Origin of the sequence: Kitasatospora sp. NPDC088391, assembly GCF_044753345.1 — a bacterium.
Classification (GTDB): Bacteria; Actinomycetota; Actinomycetes; order Streptomycetales; family Streptomycetaceae; genus Kitasatospora.
This window is the reverse complement of the sequence record NZ_JBIVNB010000007.1, coordinates 361,315-377,640: the sequence shown is the minus strand read 5'-3', so window position 1 is coordinate 377,640 and position 16,326 is coordinate 361,315. Positions and strand designations below refer to the sequence as shown.

At 73.1% G+C, this 16,326-nt stretch carries 13 protein-coding genes; 6 read left to right on the top strand and 7 right to left on the bottom strand.

Features of this window, described 5'->3' with window-relative positions; translation table 11 throughout:
- Positions 1-29: 29 nt before the first annotated feature.
- The 4 genes from ACIQBJ_RS22940 to ACIQBJ_RS22925 are packed head-to-tail and all read right to left on the bottom strand — an operon-like array spanning position 30 to position 3,701.
- The gene (locus tag ACIQBJ_RS22940; RefSeq protein ID WP_400713511.1) at positions 30-1,016 is read right to left on the bottom strand and encodes an ABC transporter substrate-binding protein; all 987 of its coding nucleotides are present in this window, start codon (positions 1,014-1,016) and stop codon (positions 30-32) included.
- 32 nt (positions 1,017-1,048) lie between these two features.
- Positions 1,049-1,822 carry an amino acid ABC transporter ATP-binding protein gene (locus ACIQBJ_RS22935; protein WP_400713508.1) on the bottom strand — a complete coding sequence of 258 codons (774 nt, stop codon included), beginning with the start codon at positions 1,820-1,822 and terminating at the stop codon, positions 1,049-1,051.
- Entirely contained in the window at positions 1,819-2,751 is a 933-nt protein-coding gene (locus tag ACIQBJ_RS22930; protein WP_400713505.1) for an amino acid ABC transporter permease, read from the bottom strand. The genes ACIQBJ_RS22935 and ACIQBJ_RS22930 overlap by 4 nt, the downstream gene beginning before the upstream one ends.
- Positions 2,752-2,777: 26 nt before the next feature.
- The gene (locus ACIQBJ_RS22925; protein ID WP_400713502.1) at positions 2,778-3,701 is read right to left on the bottom strand and encodes an ABC transporter substrate-binding protein; all 924 of its coding nucleotides are present in this window, start codon (positions 3,699-3,701) and stop codon (positions 2,778-2,780) included.
- 641 nt (positions 3,702-4,342) lie between these two features.
- On the opposite strand from ACIQBJ_RS22925, the gene ACIQBJ_RS22920 reads away from it, so the two are divergent.
- The 3 genes from ACIQBJ_RS22920 to ACIQBJ_RS22910 all read left to right on the top strand — a co-directional run bounded on the left by ACIQBJ_RS22920 (position 4,343) and on the right by ACIQBJ_RS22910 (position 9,663).
- Positions 4,343-5,374: an ABC transporter permease subunit gene (locus ACIQBJ_RS22920; RefSeq protein WP_400713499.1), complete on the top strand. Its 1,032-nt coding sequence runs from the start codon at positions 4,343-4,345 to the stop codon at positions 5,372-5,374.
- Positions 5,375-5,379: 5 nt separating this feature from the next.
- Positions 5,380-7,266, top strand: coding sequence for an FAD/NAD(P)-binding protein (locus ACIQBJ_RS22915; RefSeq protein WP_400713496.1), 1,887 nt, complete (start codon positions 5,380-5,382; stop codon positions 7,264-7,266).
- A 114-nt stretch (positions 7,267-7,380) separates the two neighbouring features.
- Positions 7,381-9,663 carry an FdhF/YdeP family oxidoreductase gene (locus ACIQBJ_RS22910; RefSeq protein ID WP_400713493.1) on the top strand — a complete coding sequence of 761 codons (2,283 nt, stop codon included), beginning with the start codon at positions 7,381-7,383 and terminating at the stop codon, positions 9,661-9,663.
- A gap of 90 nt (positions 9,664-9,753) precedes the next feature.
- Here the strand turns inward: ACIQBJ_RS22910 and ACIQBJ_RS22905 are convergent, their stop codons facing one another.
- Positions 9,754-11,211 carry a C40 family peptidase gene (locus ACIQBJ_RS22905; RefSeq protein WP_400713490.1) on the bottom strand — a complete coding sequence of 486 codons (1,458 nt, stop codon included), beginning with the start codon at positions 11,209-11,211 and terminating at the stop codon, positions 9,754-9,756.
- Positions 11,212-11,496: 285 nt separating this feature from the next.
- Here ACIQBJ_RS22905 and ACIQBJ_RS22900 point away from each other — a divergent pair, with 285 nt between their 5' ends.
- Together ACIQBJ_RS22900 and ACIQBJ_RS22895 are read left to right on the top strand one after the other, a co-directional pair.
- Positions 11,497-12,660 (top strand): anion permease, encoded by a 1,164-nt coding sequence (locus ACIQBJ_RS22900; RefSeq protein WP_400713487.1) that lies wholly within the window; start codon positions 11,497-11,499, stop codon positions 12,658-12,660.
- A gap of 13 nt (positions 12,661-12,673) precedes the next feature.
- On the top strand, positions 12,674-12,904 hold the full coding sequence (locus tag ACIQBJ_RS22895; RefSeq protein ID WP_400713484.1) for a hypothetical protein: 231 nt from the start codon (positions 12,674-12,676) through the stop codon (positions 12,902-12,904).
- A 69-nt stretch (positions 12,905-12,973) separates the two neighbouring features.
- Here ACIQBJ_RS22895 and ACIQBJ_RS22890 read toward each other — a convergent pair whose 3' ends face one another.
- Together ACIQBJ_RS22890 and ACIQBJ_RS22885 are read right to left on the bottom strand one after the other, a co-directional pair.
- Entirely contained in the window at positions 12,974-14,548 is a 1,575-nt protein-coding gene (locus ACIQBJ_RS22890) for an MDR family MFS transporter (protein WP_400713481.1), read from the bottom strand.
- Between the two features lie 108 nt (positions 14,549-14,656).
- Positions 14,657-15,121 carry a MarR family winged helix-turn-helix transcriptional regulator gene (locus ACIQBJ_RS22885; protein WP_400713478.1) on the bottom strand — a complete coding sequence of 155 codons (465 nt, stop codon included), beginning with the start codon at positions 15,119-15,121 and terminating at the stop codon, positions 14,657-14,659.
- Between the two features lie 134 nt (positions 15,122-15,255).
- Between ACIQBJ_RS22885 and ACIQBJ_RS22880 the strand changes: the two genes are divergently transcribed.
- Complete coding sequence (locus ACIQBJ_RS22880; protein ID WP_400713475.1) at positions 15,256-16,299, top strand: DUF3533 domain-containing protein; 1,044 nt, start codon at positions 15,256-15,258, stop codon at positions 16,297-16,299.
- Positions 16,300-16,326: the final 27 nt, after the last annotated feature.

The window sequence follows — 16,326 nt, the reverse complement described above, 5'->3', positions numbered from 1 at the left end:
GATGCGCTCCAGCGGGCTTCGCCGCCGGGTCAGTTGGTCCTGGGCAGGCCGGGCGGGTTGATCTCGGAGGTCGGCACGGCCTCGTTGTCCAGGCCCCAGCGCTTGAGCACCTGGCCGTACGTGCCGTTCTTGATCACCTCGTTGACGGCCCCGTTCAGCGCCTTGACCAGGCCGTTGTCCTTCTTGGTGGTGGCGGCGATCTTGCCGAGCACGGTGTCGCCGGCCCCGGAGTAGGTGCCGATGATCTCGGTCTCGCCGGTCTGCGCGGCGTGGAAGGCGCCGGACGGGTTGGGGCCGAGCCAGGCGTCGATCCGGCCGGAGCCGAGGGCGAGGTAGTAGTCGGAGGCGTTCTGGTAGTACTTCACGTCGACCGGCTTGAGCCCGGCCTTGACGTTCTGGTCGTTCCAGGCGAGCAGCAGCTTCTCCTGGTTGGTGCCGGAGGAGACGCCGATGGTGTGCCCGGCGACGTCGGCGGGGCCCTTGACCTTCCAGCTGCCGCCCTTCTTGGCCTCGAAGCCGAGGATGTCGAGCCGGTAGGTGGCGAAGTCGTACTTCTCCTTGCGGGCCTCGGTGACGGTGACGTTGGTGATGCCCGCGTCGTACTTGCCGCTGTCCAGGCCGACGAAGACGTTCTCCCAGGAGACCGGGTCGAGTTCGACCTTCAGGCCGAGCACGTCGCCGATCAGGTACGCGATGTCGGGCTCGGTGCCGATCACGGTCCTGTCGTCGGTGGCGTAGAAGCCGAGCGGCGGGACGGAGCCGACGCTGGCGGCCACCCGGAGGGTGCCTCTTCGGCGGACCTCGTCCGGGACGAGTGCCGCGATCGCGTCGACTTTGGGCGTGCTCACCCGGTTCTGCTGGGGCGTCAGGTTGATCGTGGCGCCGTTCGGGGCGGTGCTGCCCTTGCTGCCGCCGAGCTCGGCGGCGGCGTTCCCGCCGGAGCCGCAGGCGGCGAGCAGCAGGGTGGCGGCGAGGGCGGCGGCGGCCGGGAGGAGGGCGCGGCGGGTCAGGGCCATGGTGACGGGGTTCCTTTGCTGTGGACGGAAGTTCAGAGGACCTTGGCCAGGAAGGCCCGGGTCCGTTCGTGCTGCGGGGCGTCCAGCACCTGGGCGGGCGGGCCCTGCTCGACCACCACGCCGCCGTCCATGAAGACCACGGTGTCGGCGACCTCGCGGGCGAAGCCGATCTCGTGGGTGACGACGATCATGGTGGTGCCGGCCCGGGCCAGGTCCTTGATCACGTCGAGCACCTCGCCGACCAGTTCGGGGTCGAGCGCGGAGGTCGGCTCGTCGAACAGCAGCACCTTGGGCTCCAGGGCGAGCGCCCGGGCGATGGCGACCCGCTGCTGCTGGCCGCCGGAGAGCCGGCGCGGGTACTCGTCCGCCTTGTCGGCGAGGCCGACCCGGGCCAGCAGGTCGAGGGCGCGGGCCCGGGCCTCGGCCTTCGGCACGCCGAGCGCGCCGACCGGGGCCTCCACCAGGTTCTCCAGCACGGTCAGGTGCGGGAACAGGTTGAAGTTCTGGAACACGAAGCCGAGCCGGGTGCGCTGCTTGAGCACCGCGCGTTCGGGCAGTTCGCGCAGCTTGTCGCCGGTCCGCTTGTAGCCGATCAGTTCGCCGTCCACCCGGACGTACCCCCGGTCGAGCTTCTCCAGGTGGTTGACCGCCCGCAGCAGGGTGGACTTGCCGGAGCCGGACGGACCGAGCACCACCGTGACGGTGCCCTCGCGGACGTCCAGGTCGATGCCGCGCAGCACCTCCAGCCGGCCGAACCTCTTGTGCACGCCGCGTACTTCGACCATCGCGGTGCCGGTGGCGCTCATGCTCGCCTCTCCTGGATCTCGGTGACGGCGGCGCGCAGGCGCTGCCAGGGGGTGGGCGGGAGGTGCCGGGCGCTGCCCCGGGCGAAGTAGCGCTCGACCCAGTACTGGACGGCGGAGAGCGCGGTGGTCAGCAGCACGTACCAGACGGTGGCGACCAGCAGCAGCGGCACCACCCGGCCGGTCCGGCCGTAGATCACCTGGACCTGGTAGAAGAGTTCGCCGATCGCCATCACGTAGACGATCGAGGTGCCCTTGAACAGCGAGATCACCTCGTTGGCGGCGTTCGGCAGGATGCCCCGCATGGCCTGCGGCAGCACGATCCGCCAGGCCTGCCGGAACTTCGGGATGCCGAGCGCGGCGGCGGCCTCCAGTTGTCCGGCGTCCACCGCCAGCACCCCGCCGCGGATGATCTCGGCGGCGTACGCGGCCTGGTGCAGGGCCAGGCCGAGCACGGCCGCGCCGAGCGCGCCGAGCAGGTCCATGGTGCCGAAGGAGACGAAGCTCGGGCCGAACGGGATGCCGATCCCGATCCGCTTGTACAGGTAGGCCAGGTTGAACCAGAACACCAGCTGGACGATCAGCGGGATCGAGCGGAACGCCCACACGTACGTCCAGGCGACGGTGCGCAGGACCGCGCTGCCGGACAGCCGCAGGGCGGCGACCACCGCGCCCAGCGCGAAGCCCAGCACCGTTCCGTAGGCGGTGAGTTGGAGGGTGACGCCGACGGCGCGCAGGATGCTGTCGGAGAACACGAAGGCGCGGAAGGTCGGCCAGTCCCAGCCGGGGTTGACGGCCAGGCCGTGGGCGAACTGGGCGACCAGCACCAGCGCGGCCAGGCCGGCCAGCGGCCGCCACGGGCGGCGGTGCGGGACGATGGTCAACTGCTCGTCGGCGGTGGCGGGTTGTCGCCGGGTCAGGGTGGTGCTCATCGGGGGCTCCGGGGGTCGCGGTCGGCTCAGGGGTGCTCGGGCGGGCTGATCAGGGACTCGGTGATCGCCGAGTCGGCGGTGCCCCACTTGGCCAGGATCTGCCGGTAGCTGCCGTCCTTGATCAGCTGGTTGACGGCGGCCTGGAAGGCGGGGGTGAGCGCGGAGCCCTTCTTGAACGCGAAGCCCACGTCGAGCCGGTGGAACTCGCCGACGAACCGGGTCTTCGAGCTCGGCTGGGCGGCCTGGTAGCGCAGGCCGTTGATGGTGGACATCACCACGTCGAGGCGGCCCTGCTGGAGGCCGGTGACCACGGCGCCGTTCTCGGCGAACACCTTCACCTCGTACGGCTTCTTCCCGGCCTGCGCGCAGACGTCCTTCTTGGCGTTCAGGGTGGCCTCGAAGGTGGTGCCCGCGCCGGTGCCGATGGTCAGGCCGCAGAGCTGGGTGAGGTCGGTGACGGTGTTCAGCGCCGTGTTGTCCGCGCGGACCGCGAAGCCCTGGCCGTCGTCGATGTAGGTGACGAAGTCGATGGTCTTCAGCCGGGCCGCGGTGACGCCGAAGTTGCCGGTGCCGACGTCGTACTTGCCGCTGCCGAGCGCGGGCAGGATGGTCTCGAACGCGGCGTCCTCGCGCTGCACGGTGATGCCGAGCACCTTGGCCACGGCGTCGACCAGGTCGACGTCCAGTCCGGCGAGTTCGCGCTTGCCCTCGGGGTAGTAGGCGCCGGGCGGGGTGCCGACCGCGCCGCCGAGCTTGATGCTGCCCGCGGCGCGGACCTCGGGGGGCAGCAGGGCGGCGGCGGCCTCGTTCTTCCGCACGCCCGACAGCACGTCCTGGCCCGGCTGGATGCCGACCGGTGCGGCCTTGGCCCCGGCGGCCGGGTCGGAGCCGCAGCCGGCCAGCGCCAGGACGGCGGCGGTGGCCAGGGCGACGGGGAGGTGACGCTTCATCGGGGCGGTGCCTTTCCGGCCGGCGGGGCGGCCGTGCCAGTGGTGAGCGGGTGTCCCCGGACGGGAGGGGCCCGGGGCCGGGCCGCGCCCGGGCAGCCCGAGGCGGCCCTCGGCGCGGTGACGGGTGCGGTGGAACGGCCCGGGGCGGACCGGCGGGTCGGCGCGTGACGGGGCGCCGGCGGGAGCGGAGCTGGAGGGTGGGAAGAGGCGGCAGCGTGGGCCTGTTCGTCCGCCTGGGCAGGCGGGTTCCCGGCCCGCGACGGGGCGACCGAGGGAGGACTCCCGGGGGAGGAAAGGGCCGGTCAGGCGGCCCGCTGCCGGGTCAGCCGCAACACGCTGCGGACCACACCCGACCGAAGTCGATGTGGCCGCGCGTCACAAGGGCGGGCTGCTCGGCTGTCATGTCGAACAGTTGAACAGTGCCGCCGAGAGTCCGTCAACCTTTCCCCGCAGGACGAAACACCGACGTCACACCGGCGTCCTTGACACCCGCCGCCCGCGCCCGCGTACGATCGGAGCGGAGCGAGTACTGCCCGGGTCCGGGGCCCAACAGCCTTCGGACCCAGCCGCGTTGAGGGACGCGGCGCGCGTGAGTGACGGCATGCGGCCACCGCCTGCCCCGCCGCCCCATGGAGCCCTCAATGGCCTCGCCCGCCGTCCCGTCGCCCGGCGTCCTGCCCGCGCCGAAGACCGCCGCCGACCCGCCCGCGACCACCCCGGCCGTCCCGGTCACCCCGACCACTCCGGCCGCCCCGGTCACTCCGGCCGTCCCCGACCGTCCGCTGTCCGCGCTGCCGATCGTGCCGCGCCGCCGCCCCTGGCGGTACGTCAGCGGCGGCCTGGCGCTGCTCGCCGCCGTGCTGCTGGTGCGCGCGCTGGCCGCCAACCCGGCCTTCGAGTGGACGGTGGTCGGCCAGTACCTGACCTCCGCCTCGATCCTGCGCGGCCTGCTGCTGACGCTCTGGATGACCGCCGCGGTGACCGCCCTCGGCTTCCTGCTCGGCACCGTTCTCGCGGTGGCCCGGCTCTCCGGCAATCCGGTTCTGCAGAGCCTGAGTTGGGGATTCGTCTGGATCTTCCGGGCCACCCCGCTGCTGGTCCAGCTGCTGTTCTGGTTCAACATCGGGGCGCTCTGGCCGACCCTGTCGCTGAGCCTGCCGCTCGGCGGCGAGCTGTTCGAACTGAAGACCGTCAACCTGCTCGGCCCGGCGCTCACCGCCGTCATCGGCCTGACCCTGCACGAGGCCGCGTTCGCCGCCGAGGTGGTCCGCTCCGGCGTCCTCTCGGTCGACCAGGGCCAACTGGAGGCCGCCGCCTCGCTCGGCCTCGGCCGCGGCCGGCTGCTGCGCCGGATCGTGCTGCCGCAGGCCATGCGGGCGATCCTGCCGCCCGCCGGGAACATGCTGATCGGCACCCTCAAGGGCACCTCGGTGATCAGCGTGCTGGCCGTCCACGACCTGCTGTTCTCGGCCCAGTTGATCTACAACCAGACGTACCAGGTGATCCCGCTGCTGACCGTCGCCACCCTCTGGTACGTGGCGGTGACCAGCCTGCTCTCGGTCGGCCAGTACTACCTGGAGCGGCACTTCGCCCGCGGCGCCGGCCGCGAGGGCCCGCCGCCCACCCCCTGGCAGCGCGCCCGGGCCGCCGTCCGCACCGCGACCGGGCGGTGACCGCGATGCCCGTCCTGGTCGTGGTCGGAGCCGGGCCGCGCGGCACCGGCCTGCTGGAGCGGATCGCCGCCAACGCTCCCGAACTGCTCGCCCCCGGCGTCGCATTGGACGTCCACCTGGTCGACCCGCACCCGCCCGGCGGCGGGCGGATCTGGCGGCACGAGCAGTCCCCGCTGCTGCGGATGAACTCGATGGCCGAGGACGTCACCATGTTCACCGACGAGCGCACCACCATGGACGGCCCGGTCCGCCCCGGCCCCTCGCTCGCCGAGTGGGCCGCCGACCCGGCCGCCTTCCCGCCGCACCTGCCGGTGGACGACCCCGAGGTCGACCGCGAACTGCGCGCCCTGGCCGCCACCGACTTCCCCACCCGGCGCGCCCAGAGCGCCTACCTGGACTGGGTGTTCCACCGCTCGGTCTCCGAACTGCCGGACAACATACGGCTGTTCGTCCACCAGGGCACCGTCCTGCGGATCACCGGCGAGCCGGACGGGCCGCAGCGCGTCCACCTCGCCGACACCGTGCTGCTCGCCGACCGGGTGGTGCTCGCCCTCGGCCACCTCGACGCCGCCCCCGGCCCCGAGACCGCCGAGGCCCGGGCCTTCGCCGCCCGGCACGGCCGCCGCTACCTGCCGCCCGCCTTCACCGCCGACTCCGACCTGTCCGGCCTCGCCCCGGGCGAGCACGTGGTGGTCCGCGGCCTCGGCCTGGCCTTCGTCGACCTGGTCGCGATGCTCACCGAGGGCCGCGGCGGCCGCTTCACCCCGCTGCCCGGCGGCGGCCTGCGCTACCACCCCTCCGGCCGCGAACCCGTGCTGCACGCCGGCTCCCGGCGCGGCGTCCCGTACCACGCCAAGACCGGCTACCGGCTCCAGGGCCCGCCCCCGGCACTCCCCCGCTACTTCGGACCCGACCTCGAACTCCCTGACGGGCCGCTGGAGTTCCGCCGCGACCTGTGGCCCGCGATGGCCAAGGAGATCGGCTACGGCTACTACCACGAACTGTTCCATGGCCACCCCGAGCGCACCGCGCTGCCCTGGTCCGGGTTCCTGGCCGACTACGACCGGCACGACTGGTACAGCCCGGAGCGCGAGGAGCTGGTCGCCGCCGCCGTCCCCGACCCCGCGGACCGGCTCGACCTGGAACGCCTGGACCGCCCGCTCACCGGCCTGCGGGTCGGCAGCCCCGAGGAGCTCCGCCGGCACCTGCACGCCCACCTGCGCGCCGACCTGGCCCGCCGCTCCGACCTGCGGCACAGCGCCGACCTCGGCGCCTTCTTCGCCCTGCTCTCGCTCTACGTCCAGCTGATCCGGCTGCTCCCCGAGCACCCGCTCACCGCCCGCTCCACCGCCGCCGAACTCGACGGCTGGTGGACCGGCTTCTTCTCCTTCTACGCCTCCGGCCCGCCCGGCTTCCGGCTCGAACAGCTGCTCGCCCTCTCCGAGGCCGGACTGCTGCACTTCCTCGGCCCCGACACCCGGGTCGACCTCGACGAGGAGCACGGCACCTTCCGCGCCTCCTCCCCCGCCTTGCCCGGCCACGAGGTGCACGGCACCGCCCTGGTGGACGCCTTCCTGCCCCGGCACGTCCTCGACCGCACCGCCGACCCGCTGCTGCGCCAGCTCCTGCGCGACGGCCGGATCGCCGAGGAGCGCCTCACCGACCCCGACGGCCACCGCTACCACTCCGGCCTGCTCCGCACCGACCCCGACGCCCGGGTCCTCGACCCCGCCCTCGACGGCCTCCCGCACCCCCGGCGCACCGCCCTCGGCGCTCCCACCACCACCCGCGCCCCCGCCGCCTTCGCCCGCCCGCGCACCGACGCCCCGTCCTTCAAGCAGAACGACGCCGTCGCCCGAAGGCTCCTGACGGAGCTTCAGAAGGAGGTCTGACCCGGGCCGCCGTCCCGGCCGGTCCCGCCCCGGACCGGCCGGGACGCCGCCGCACGACACCCCCGCCCGCACCGGATACGCTCCCATCACCCCGAGCCCTCCGGAGAGTCCGCCATGGCCAAGCAGCCCCCGCACCGCGACCCCGCCCAGGACGCGCCGCACGTCGCCCCGCCGGCCCACGCCGCCGCCGGACTCCCCGCGATCGGCCACACCCTGCGGATGGCGTCCGAGCAGATGTCGCCCGGCCGGGTGCTCGCCACCCTGCGCAAGGTCAACCAGCCCGGCGGCTTCGACTGCCCCGGCTGCGCCTGGCCCGAGCCGGACAAGCCGCACCTCGCCGAGTTCTGCGAGAACGGCGCCAAGGCGGTCGCCGAGGAGGCCACCGAACGCCGGGTCACCCCGGCCTTCTTCGCCGCGCACCCGGTCGCCGAACTCGCCGACCGCTCCGGCTACTGGCTCGGCCAGCAGGGCCGGCTCACCACCCCGATGCTGCTCGACGAGGGCGCCGCCCACTACGCGCCGATCGGCTGGGACGACGCCTTCGCGCTGATCGCCGAGGAGCTGACCGCGCTCGGCTCCCCGGACGAGGCCGCCTTCTACACCTCGGGCCGCACCTCCAACGAGGCCGCCTTCGCCTACCAGCTGTTCGCCCGCCGGCTCGGCACCAACAACCTGCCGGACTGCTCCAACATGTGCCACGAGTCCTCGGGTTCGGCCCTCACCGAGACCCTCGGCGTCGGCAAGGGCAGCGTCTCGCTCAAGGACCTGTACCAGGCCGACCTGATCATCGTCGCGGGCCAGAACCCCGGCACCAACCACCCCCGGATGCTCTCCGCCCTGGAGCGCGCCAAGCGGGCCGGCGCGAAGATCGTCAGCGTCAACCCGCTGCCCGAGGCCGGGCTGGAGCGCTTCAAGAACCCGCAGACCCCGCGCGGCCTGGTCGGCGGCGGCACGAAGCTCACCGACCTGTTCCTGCAGATCCGGCTCGGCGGCGACCTCGCCCTGTTCCGCGCCCTCAACCACCTGCTGCTCACCACCCCGGGCGCGGTCGACGAGGCGTTCGTCGCCGAACACTGCGCGGGCTACCAGGAGTTCGCCGCCGAGGCCGCCGAGCTCGACCGGGCGGCCGTGCTGCGCGCCACCGGCCTGCCCTGGGAGCAGATCGAGGAGCTGCACCGGCTGGTGCTCGGCTCGCCGAAGATCATCGTCTGCTGGGCGATGGGCCTCACCCAGCACAAGCACTCCGTCCCCACCATCCGCGAGGTGGTCAACTTCCTGCTGCTGCGCGGCAACGTGGGCCGCCCGGGCGCCGGCGTCTGCCCCGTCCGCGGCCACAGCAACGTCCAGGGCGACCGCACCATGGGCATCTTCGAACGCCCCTCCGCCGCCTTCCTGGACGCCCTCGGCAAGGAGTTCGCCTTCGAGCCGCCGCGCGCGCACGGCCACGACACCGTGGACACCATCCGGGCCATGCGGGACGGCCGGGTCAAGGTGTTCTTCGCGATGGGCGGCAACTTCGTCTCGGCGAGCCCCGACACCGACACCACCGAGGCGGCGATGCGCAACTGCCGCCTCACCGTGCACGTCTCCACCAAGCTCAACCGCTCGCACCTGGTCACCGGCGCCCGTGCCCTGATCCTGCCCACCCTCGGCCGCACCGACCTGGACCGCACCGCCGCCGGGCCGCAGTTCGTCAGCGTCGAGGACTCGATGGGCATGGTGCACGCCTCCCGCGGCGGCCTCCGCCCGCCCGCCCCCGACCTGCTCTCCGAGGTCGCGATCGTCGCCCGGCTGGCCCGCGCCGCCCTCGGCCCCCAGGACCCCACCCCCTGGGAGGAGTTCGCCCTCGACTACGACCGGGTCCGCGAACGCATCGCCCGCGTCGTCCCCGGCTTCGACGACTACAACACCCGGGTCCGCCGCCCCGGCGGCTTCGCCCTCCCGCACGCCCCGCGCGACAGCCGGACCTTCCCCACCGCCACCGGGAAGGCCAACTTCACCGTCAACCCGCTGACCGCCCCCGAGGTCCCGCCCGGCCGCCTGCTGCTGCAGACCCTGCGCTCGCACGACCAGTACAACACCACGATCTACGGCCTGGACGACCGCTACCGCGGCATCACCGGCGGCCGCCGCGTCGTCCTGGTCAACCCCGCCGACGCCACCGAACTCGGCCTCGCCGACGGCCAGTACGTCGACCTGGTCGGCGAATGGGCCGACGGCGCCGAACGCCGCGCCCCCCGCTTCCGGGTCGTCCACTACCCCGTCGCCCGCGGCGGCGCCGCCGCCTACTACCCCGAGACCAACGTCCTGGTCCCGCTCGACTCCACCGCCGACATCAGCAACACCCCCACCTCCAAGGCGGTCGTCGTCCGCCTCGAACCGCAGACGCCCCGCTAGGGGCCCGGGGAACGGCGGCGCCGACCACGCGGGCGGCCGACGGGGCACGGAGGGCCGCCCCGGGTCGGGCCGCCCTCCACCCCGGCCCCGCTAACTCCCCGACGGCGACGGCACCTTGGAGCCCGCCGCACTCGCCGACCCCGCCCCCGAAGGCGCCCCGGAACCGGACGGCGTCCCCGACCCGCTCGGCTGCGTGCTCGGCGCAGGCGTGCTCGGCACGGTCGTCCCCGGCGTCGAGGGCGCGGGCGTCGAAGGCGCGGGCGTGCTCGGGTCGGGCGTCCCCGGAGTCGGCGTCCCGGGAGTCGGCGTCCCCGGCGCGGGAGGCGCCGGCGGGGTCGGCAGCGTCGAAGGCTTCGCCGGGGCGATCCGCACCGCGCCGATCTGCACGTCCGGCACCTTCCACGCACCGCCCGCGTCGTCCGCCGCGTCGTCCCCGTCCGGGCGCACCGCGCCCAGGATCGGCATCGCCCCGATCTGCGAGACCTTGACCACGTCGCCGGTGCGCGGCGCCTGCACGATGAGGCCGCCGCCGATGTACATCCCGATGTGGGTCGCGCCCACGTAGTAGACGATCAGGTCGCCGGGCCGGATCTGGTTCAGCGGGACGTGCTTGAGCTGGGCCCACTGCTCCTGGCTGGTGCGCGGGATCGCCCGCCCGGCGTGCAGCCAGGCCTGCGAGGTGAGCCCGGAGCAGTCGAAGACGTCCGGCCCGGAACCGCCCCAGACGTAGTCCTTGCCGAGTTGCTGGAGCGCCCAGGCGACGGCCTTGCGGCCCTGCACGGAGGGGGTGCGCTCGCCCTTGCCGAGCGCGCCGGAGGCCAGGAAGGCGAGCTGGGCCTCGTTGGCCTCGGCCTTCTCCAGCTCCTCCAGTTCGCCGCGCTGGGCGCCGGTCAGCGAGCCGACCAGCTGCTCGACCTCCTGCAGCTTCTTGGCGACGTCGTTCTTCGCGGTCTCCTGCTGGGTGGCGAGCGTCTTCGACTCGTCGACGGCCTGCTGCGCGGCCAGCCGGAGCGCGGCGAGGGTGTCCCGGTCGGCCTTGAGCCGGTCCAGGAACGCCTTCTGCGAGCGCCCGGCGGAGTCCAGCAGCTGGGCGATGACGACCGCCTCGTAGGGGTCGTCGGCCAGCAGCAGGTCGGCGTAGCCGGAGATCTGGTTGTTGCGGTACTGCGCGGCGGCGAGCTGCGCGGCCAGGTTGCTGCCGGTCTCGACGGCGTCCTGCTGCCGGTCGGCGCGGGCGTTGAGGTCCTGGACGGTGGCCTGCTGCTCGGCGAGCCGGGCGACGGTGCCGTTGTACTGCTCGGTGGCGGTCTCGGCCTGCTGGTACAGGTCGTGGACCTGCTTGAGCAGCGGCCCGAGGGTGCGCTTGGCGTCGGCCAGCGGGTCGGCCCCGGCGGAGATGCCGATCAGCGCGCCCGGTTCGGGGGCCGCGTACGCGGCGGTGGCGAACGGCAGGGTGAGCGCGGCGGCGGCCAGCACCGCTCCGCAGCGCAGCGCGGCGCGCACCCACGGCCGCAGCCCCGTCGACTCCGTGCGCTGCCCAGCCCCCATCGACCGGCCCTCCCCTGATTGTCCGTCGGCGATCGGTCGATCCTGCCACGGGAGGGGGCTCCAGCGGCAGGTGCTTTACCGGCCGCCCGGTGAATTCTCATCGGTCCGGGGTGTGACACCCCTCTCACCCGGGGTGCCACGGGCACGTGGAATCAACGCTCCGGCAACTCCCGGGCCACGAACGGAACCGCGACTCCGTGTCGAGTTAACCTCCCGTTCACCGAGGCTTCCTACCGTCACCGAGGACAGCAACGTCAGTCCGACCACTTCGACGATTGTTTGGGTATGGAACACATCACGTTCCTGGTGGCCGTTGTGATCATCACGGCGCTCGCCTTCGACTTCACGAACGGCTTCCACGACACCGCCAACGCGATGGCCACCTCCATCGCCACCGGCGCGCTCAAGCCCAAGGTCGCCGTCGCGATCGCGGCGGTGCTGAACTTCGCCGGGGCCTTCCTCTCCGTCAAGGTCGCCACCACCATCTCGGGCGGCCTGGTCAACGAGAAGTCCGGGCTGCAGCCCTCGATCATCTTCGCCGCCCTGGTCGGCGCGATCCTGTGGAACCTGCTGACCTGGCTCAAGGGCCTGCCCTCGTCCTCCTCGCACGCGCTGTACGGCGGCCTGATCGGCGCCACCGTGGTCGGCGTCGGGATGCACGGCGTCAACTTCACCACCGTGGTCTCGAAGATCCTGATCCCGGCGGTGGCCTCGCCGATCATCGCGGGCCTGGCCTCCTGGGGCGCGACCAAGCTGGCGTACCTGATCACCGGCGGCGCGCCGAAGGCGAGCACCGAGAAGGGCTTCCGCCGCGGGCAGATCTTCTCCTCGTCGCTGATCTCGCTGGCGCACGGCACCAACGACGCCCAGAAGACGATGGGCATCATCACGCTGACCCTGATCTCGGCCGGCCAGCTGCACAAGGGCGACGGCCCGCCGACCTGGGTGATCGTCAGCGCCGGTCTGGCGATCGCGCTGGGCACCTACATGGGCGGCTGGCGGATCATCCGCTCGATGGGATCGGGCCTGGCCGACATCCGGCCGCCGCAGGGCTTCGCCTCGGAGACCGCGGCCGCGGCCGTGATCCTGACCTCCTCGCACATGGGCTACGGCCTGTCCACCACCCAGGTCTGCTCCGGCGGCATCATGGGCGCCGGCCTCGGCGGCCCGTCCGGCAAGCTGCGCTGGGGCATGGTCCGGCGGATGGCCTACACCTGGGGCCTGACCCTGCCGGCCGCCGCGGTGGTCTCCGGCGCGGCCGCCTTCGTCGCCGACAAGGGCGACTGGGGCGTGGCGCTGGTCGGCCTGGCGCTGGTGCTGGGCGCGGGCTCGATGTGGCTGATCTCCCGCCGCCAGCCGGTGCACGCGGACAACGTCAACCAGCCCACCCAGGTCGAGGTCCCGGTCACGGCCGGCCCGACCGCCCCCGCCACCACCATCGCGGCCTGAGAGGACGTCCGCCATGAACATCAAGTGGGCCGCACTGGCCGAGACCGCGGGCGTCAGCCTGCTCGTCACCCTCGCGGTGGTGGTCGTCTTCGCCCTGGGCAACCTCGCCCTCTCCCGCCGGGAGGCCGCCGTCGCGGCGGGCACCGGCGGCCGGGGCGTCCCCGCCCTGGTCGCCGCGGGCGTCTGCTTCGCGGCCTGCGCGGCGGCGGTGCTGTACGGCATCTCGCTGATCGCCTCGAAGTAGCACCCCCGGCACGCGTACGACGAAGGCCCCCGCCGGTGCGGCGGGGGCCTTCGTCGTACGCGCCGCGGGCTACCGGACCGCGGCGGGGGCCTTCTCGGCCGCCGGGGCGACGGGCGCGTCCTGCGCGGTGCGCAGCGGCACCTCGCGGATGAACAGCACCAGCAGGAAGCCCACCGCCGCGAACGGGGCGGCGATCAGGAAGACGGTGCCGACGCCGTGCCCGAACGCGTCGGTGATCAGCGGGACGACCTGCGCGGGCAGCTTCTTCAGGTCGGGGATGCCGTCGCCGCCCGCCCCGGCGGCGGGCAGGCCGGCCTTGGCGAAGTTCTCGGCGGTGTACGAGGCGACCCTGTGGCCGAGCAGCGCGCCGAGCGCGGAGACGCCCATCGCGCCGCCCATGGTGCGGAAGAAGGTGACGGTCGAACTGGCCGCGCCGAGTTCGTGGCGCGGGACGGTGTTCTGCACCGCCAGCACCAGGTTCTGGCTGGTCAGGCCGAGGCCGACGCCGGCCACCGCCATGTAGAGGGCGAGCAGCGGGTAGGGGCTGTCGGCGCGGGCGGTGCCCAGCAGGCCGAGGCCGACGGCGAGCAGCGCGGTGCCGCCGACCAGGTAGCCCTTCCACTTGCCGTACTTGGTGATCAGCTTGCCGGCCACGGTGGAGGAGGCGGCCAGGCCGAGGATCATCGGCAGGGTGAGCAGGCCGGCCTGGGTGGGGGTCTTCTCCTTGGCGAGCTGGAAGTACTGGCCGAGGAAGGTGGTGGTGCCGTACATGCCGACGCCGACGAAGGCGGAGGCCACCGCGGCGAGCGTGACGGTGCGGTGCCGGAACAGGTCGAGCGGGATCAGCGGTTCGGCGGCGCGCTTCTCGACGGCGACGAACAGCCCGGCCAGCGCGAGGCCGCCGAGCACCATGGCGGCGGTCTGCCAGGACACCCAGTCGTAGTTCTTCCCGGCCAGCGAGATCCAGATCATCAGCAGGCTGACCGAGGCGGTGATCAGGGTGGCGCCGAGGTAGTCGATCTTCGGCTTGCGGACGGGGGCCTCGGGCAGCTTGAGGGTGCGCTGCAGCACCAGGATCGCGACCAGCGCGAACGGGACGCCGACGTAGAAGCACCAGCGCCAGCCGAGCCAGGGGGTGTCCACGATGACGCCGCCGATCAGCGGGCCGCCGATGGTGGCGAGTGCGAAGACGGCACCGAAGTAGCCGCTGTAGCGGCCGCGTTCGCGCGGCGGGACCATCGCGGCCAGGCAGATCTGGCCGAGCGCGATCACGCCGCCCGCGCCGATGCCCTGCAGCACCCGGCAGAAGATCAGCATGCCGATGCTCTGCGACAGGCCGGCCAGCGCCGAGGAGAGCACGTAGATCACCATGGCGATCTGCACCAGCAGCTTCTTGCTGACCAGGTCGGAGAGCTTGCCCCAGAGCGGGGTGGCGGCGGTGATCGAGAGCAGCGCGGCGGTGACGATCCAGGTGTAGGCGGACTCGCCGCCGTGCAGGTCGGTGAGGATCCGCGGCAGTGCGTTGGAGACGACCGTCGAGGAGAGCACGGCCACGAACAGACCGAGCAGCAGTCCCGAGAGGGCTTCGAGCACTTGGCGGTGGGACATCCGGTCCTGGGGCGGTGCGGGTACGGGCGTCGACATGCGCTTCCTTCGACTGGTCCTTCGAGCGAGAATTCGTTGCCTCAGGCAACTATACGCTGATAGTTGACTAAGGCAACCTTCTTCAAGCCCAGGCAAAGACCCCGCGCCTCAGACGCCCTCGGTCAGCTCGTTGAACCGCTCCAGCAGCCGGGCGAACTGCTCCAGCTCGGCGAGCTCCCAGCCCGCCAGCGAGTCCCGGAACCGCCCCATCCGCACCGCCCGGGCGGCCGCGAAGCGGCGCTCGCCCTCCTCGGTCAGCGACACCAGCGAGGCCCGCCGGTCCAGCGGGTCGGTCTCCCGCCGCAGCAGCCCCAGCTCCTCGATCGCCCGGATCTGCCGGCTCACCGTCGCCTTGCCCACCCCGAAGTGCAGCCCGACGTCGGTCACCCGGGCCCGCCCGGCCTCCCGGATGAACGCCAGCAGCACGTACGCCCCGGCCTCCAGCTCGGGGTGGACCAGTCGGGAGACCTCCGCCGCCCGGGTCCGACTGCGCCGGAACAGCGTCGCCACCTCGCGCTCGACCGCGAGGAAGGCCGGCTCGGCGGCGTTCCGCTCGCCCACGGGGTCGTCCATGGCGCTCAGTATCGCGCAGCGCGCCTCCCCCGCGCGGCAACTGTTTCATGATATGAAGTTTCCGTTTTCACACCTATTGCCGCATTGCCCTGCCCGCCAGGCAGTGCCCGGACCGACGAGGGAGACGCCCCACCATGGCCACCACGGCAGAGCCGCGGAAAGGATTCGCCGACGAACTGAGGGACGCGGTGACACCGCGCGCCTTCCTCCTGGTCGTCGCCGTCCTGCTGCTGCAGCTGGGCTTCATCACCTCGTACGTGGGTGCCCTGCACCAGCCGAAGCCGCACGAGCTGTCCATCGCGGTGGTCGCCCCGCCCGAGACCGCCCCCAAGCTGGTCGGCGCGCTGGACGCCGTGCCGAACGACGCGGTGCGCGCCTCCACCGCACCGGACGCGGCCACCGCCGAGTCCCTGATCAAGGACCAGAAGATCTACGCGGCCTGGGTGGTCGACCCGACCGGCACCGAGGACCGGCTGCTGGTCGCCGAGGCCCGCGGCCCGGCCGCCTCGACCGCCGCCGAGACCATCGTCACCAAGCTGGCCGCCTCCCAGCACCGCACCGTCGTGGTGGACGACGTGATCCCGCTGGCGTCCGGCGACGCCAAGGGCCTGTCCTCCTTCTACCTGGTGGTCGGCTGGTGCGTCGGCGGCTACCTGGTCGCCTCGATCCTCGGCATCAGCGCCGGCTCCCGGCCCGCCAACACCGGTCGGGCGCTGATCCGGCTCGGCACGCTCGCGCTGTACTCGGTCGCGGCCGGCCTGGGCGGCGCGCTGATCACCGGCCCGATCCTGGACGCGCTGCCCGGCTCGATCGCCGCCCTCACCTGCATCGGGGCGCTGGTGGTGTTCTCGGTCGGCGCCGTCACGATGGCCATGGAGTGCCTGTTCGGCGTGGTCGGCATCGGCCTGGCGGTGCTGGTCTTCGTGGTGCTGGGCAACCCCAGCGCGGGCGGCGTCTACCCGGCGCCGATGCTGCCCGCGTTCTGGCGGGCGATCGGCGAGTGGATCCCGAACGGCGCGGGCACCTCGGCCACCCGCTCGATCGCCTACCTGGACTCCACCCACCTGCTGGGCCCGATCATGGTCCTGCTGGTCTGGGCGGTGATCGGCGTCGCGGTCACCTTCGCCGCGGTGGCCCGGAAACCGCGACTCGGCCGCCCCGTCCCCTCCGGGACGTGACGGCCGAGCGGTGAGCGCGGACCGGGG

What these genes read in the sequence shown, in the direction of transcription:
- ACIQBJ_RS22940 (WP_400713511.1), bottom strand. Translation starts at nt 1,016, where the DNA reads ATGGCCCTGACCCGCCGCGCCCTCCTCCCGGCCGCCGCCGCCCTCGCC.
- ACIQBJ_RS22935 (WP_400713508.1), bottom strand. Translation starts at nt 1,822, where the DNA reads ATGAGCGCCACCGGCACCGCGATGGTCGAAGTACGCGGCGTGCACAAG.
- ACIQBJ_RS22930 (WP_400713505.1), bottom strand. Translation starts at nt 2,751, where the DNA reads ATGAGCACCACCCTGACCCGGCGACAACCCGCCACCGCCGACGAGCAG.
- ACIQBJ_RS22925 (WP_400713502.1), bottom strand. Translation starts at nt 3,701, where the DNA reads ATGAAGCGTCACCTCCCCGTCGCCCTGGCCACCGCCGCCGTCCTGGCG.
- ACIQBJ_RS22920 (WP_400713499.1), top strand. Translation starts at nt 4,343, where the DNA reads ATGGCCTCGCCCGCCGTCCCGTCGCCCGGCGTCCTGCCCGCGCCGAAG.
- ACIQBJ_RS22915 (WP_400713496.1), top strand. Translation starts at nt 5,380, where the DNA reads ATGCCCGTCCTGGTCGTGGTCGGAGCCGGGCCGCGCGGCACCGGCCTG.
- ACIQBJ_RS22910 (WP_400713493.1), top strand. Translation starts at nt 7,381, where the DNA reads ATGGCCAAGCAGCCCCCGCACCGCGACCCCGCCCAGGACGCGCCGCAC.
- ACIQBJ_RS22905 (WP_400713490.1), bottom strand. Translation starts at nt 11,211, where the DNA reads ATGGGGGCTGGGCAGCGCACGGAGTCGACGGGGCTGCGGCCGTGGGTG.
- ACIQBJ_RS22900 (WP_400713487.1), top strand. Translation starts at nt 11,497, where the DNA reads ATGGAACACATCACGTTCCTGGTGGCCGTTGTGATCATCACGGCGCTC.
- ACIQBJ_RS22895 (WP_400713484.1), top strand. Translation starts at nt 12,674, where the DNA reads ATGAACATCAAGTGGGCCGCACTGGCCGAGACCGCGGGCGTCAGCCTG.
- ACIQBJ_RS22890 (WP_400713481.1), bottom strand. Translation starts at nt 14,548, where the DNA reads ATGTCGACGCCCGTACCCGCACCGCCCCAGGACCGGATGTCCCACCGC.
- ACIQBJ_RS22885 (WP_400713478.1), bottom strand. Translation starts at nt 15,121, where the DNA reads ATGGACGACCCCGTGGGCGAGCGGAACGCCGCCGAGCCGGCCTTCCTC.
- ACIQBJ_RS22880 (WP_400713475.1), top strand. Translation starts at nt 15,256, where the DNA reads ATGGCCACCACGGCAGAGCCGCGGAAAGGATTCGCCGACGAACTGAGG.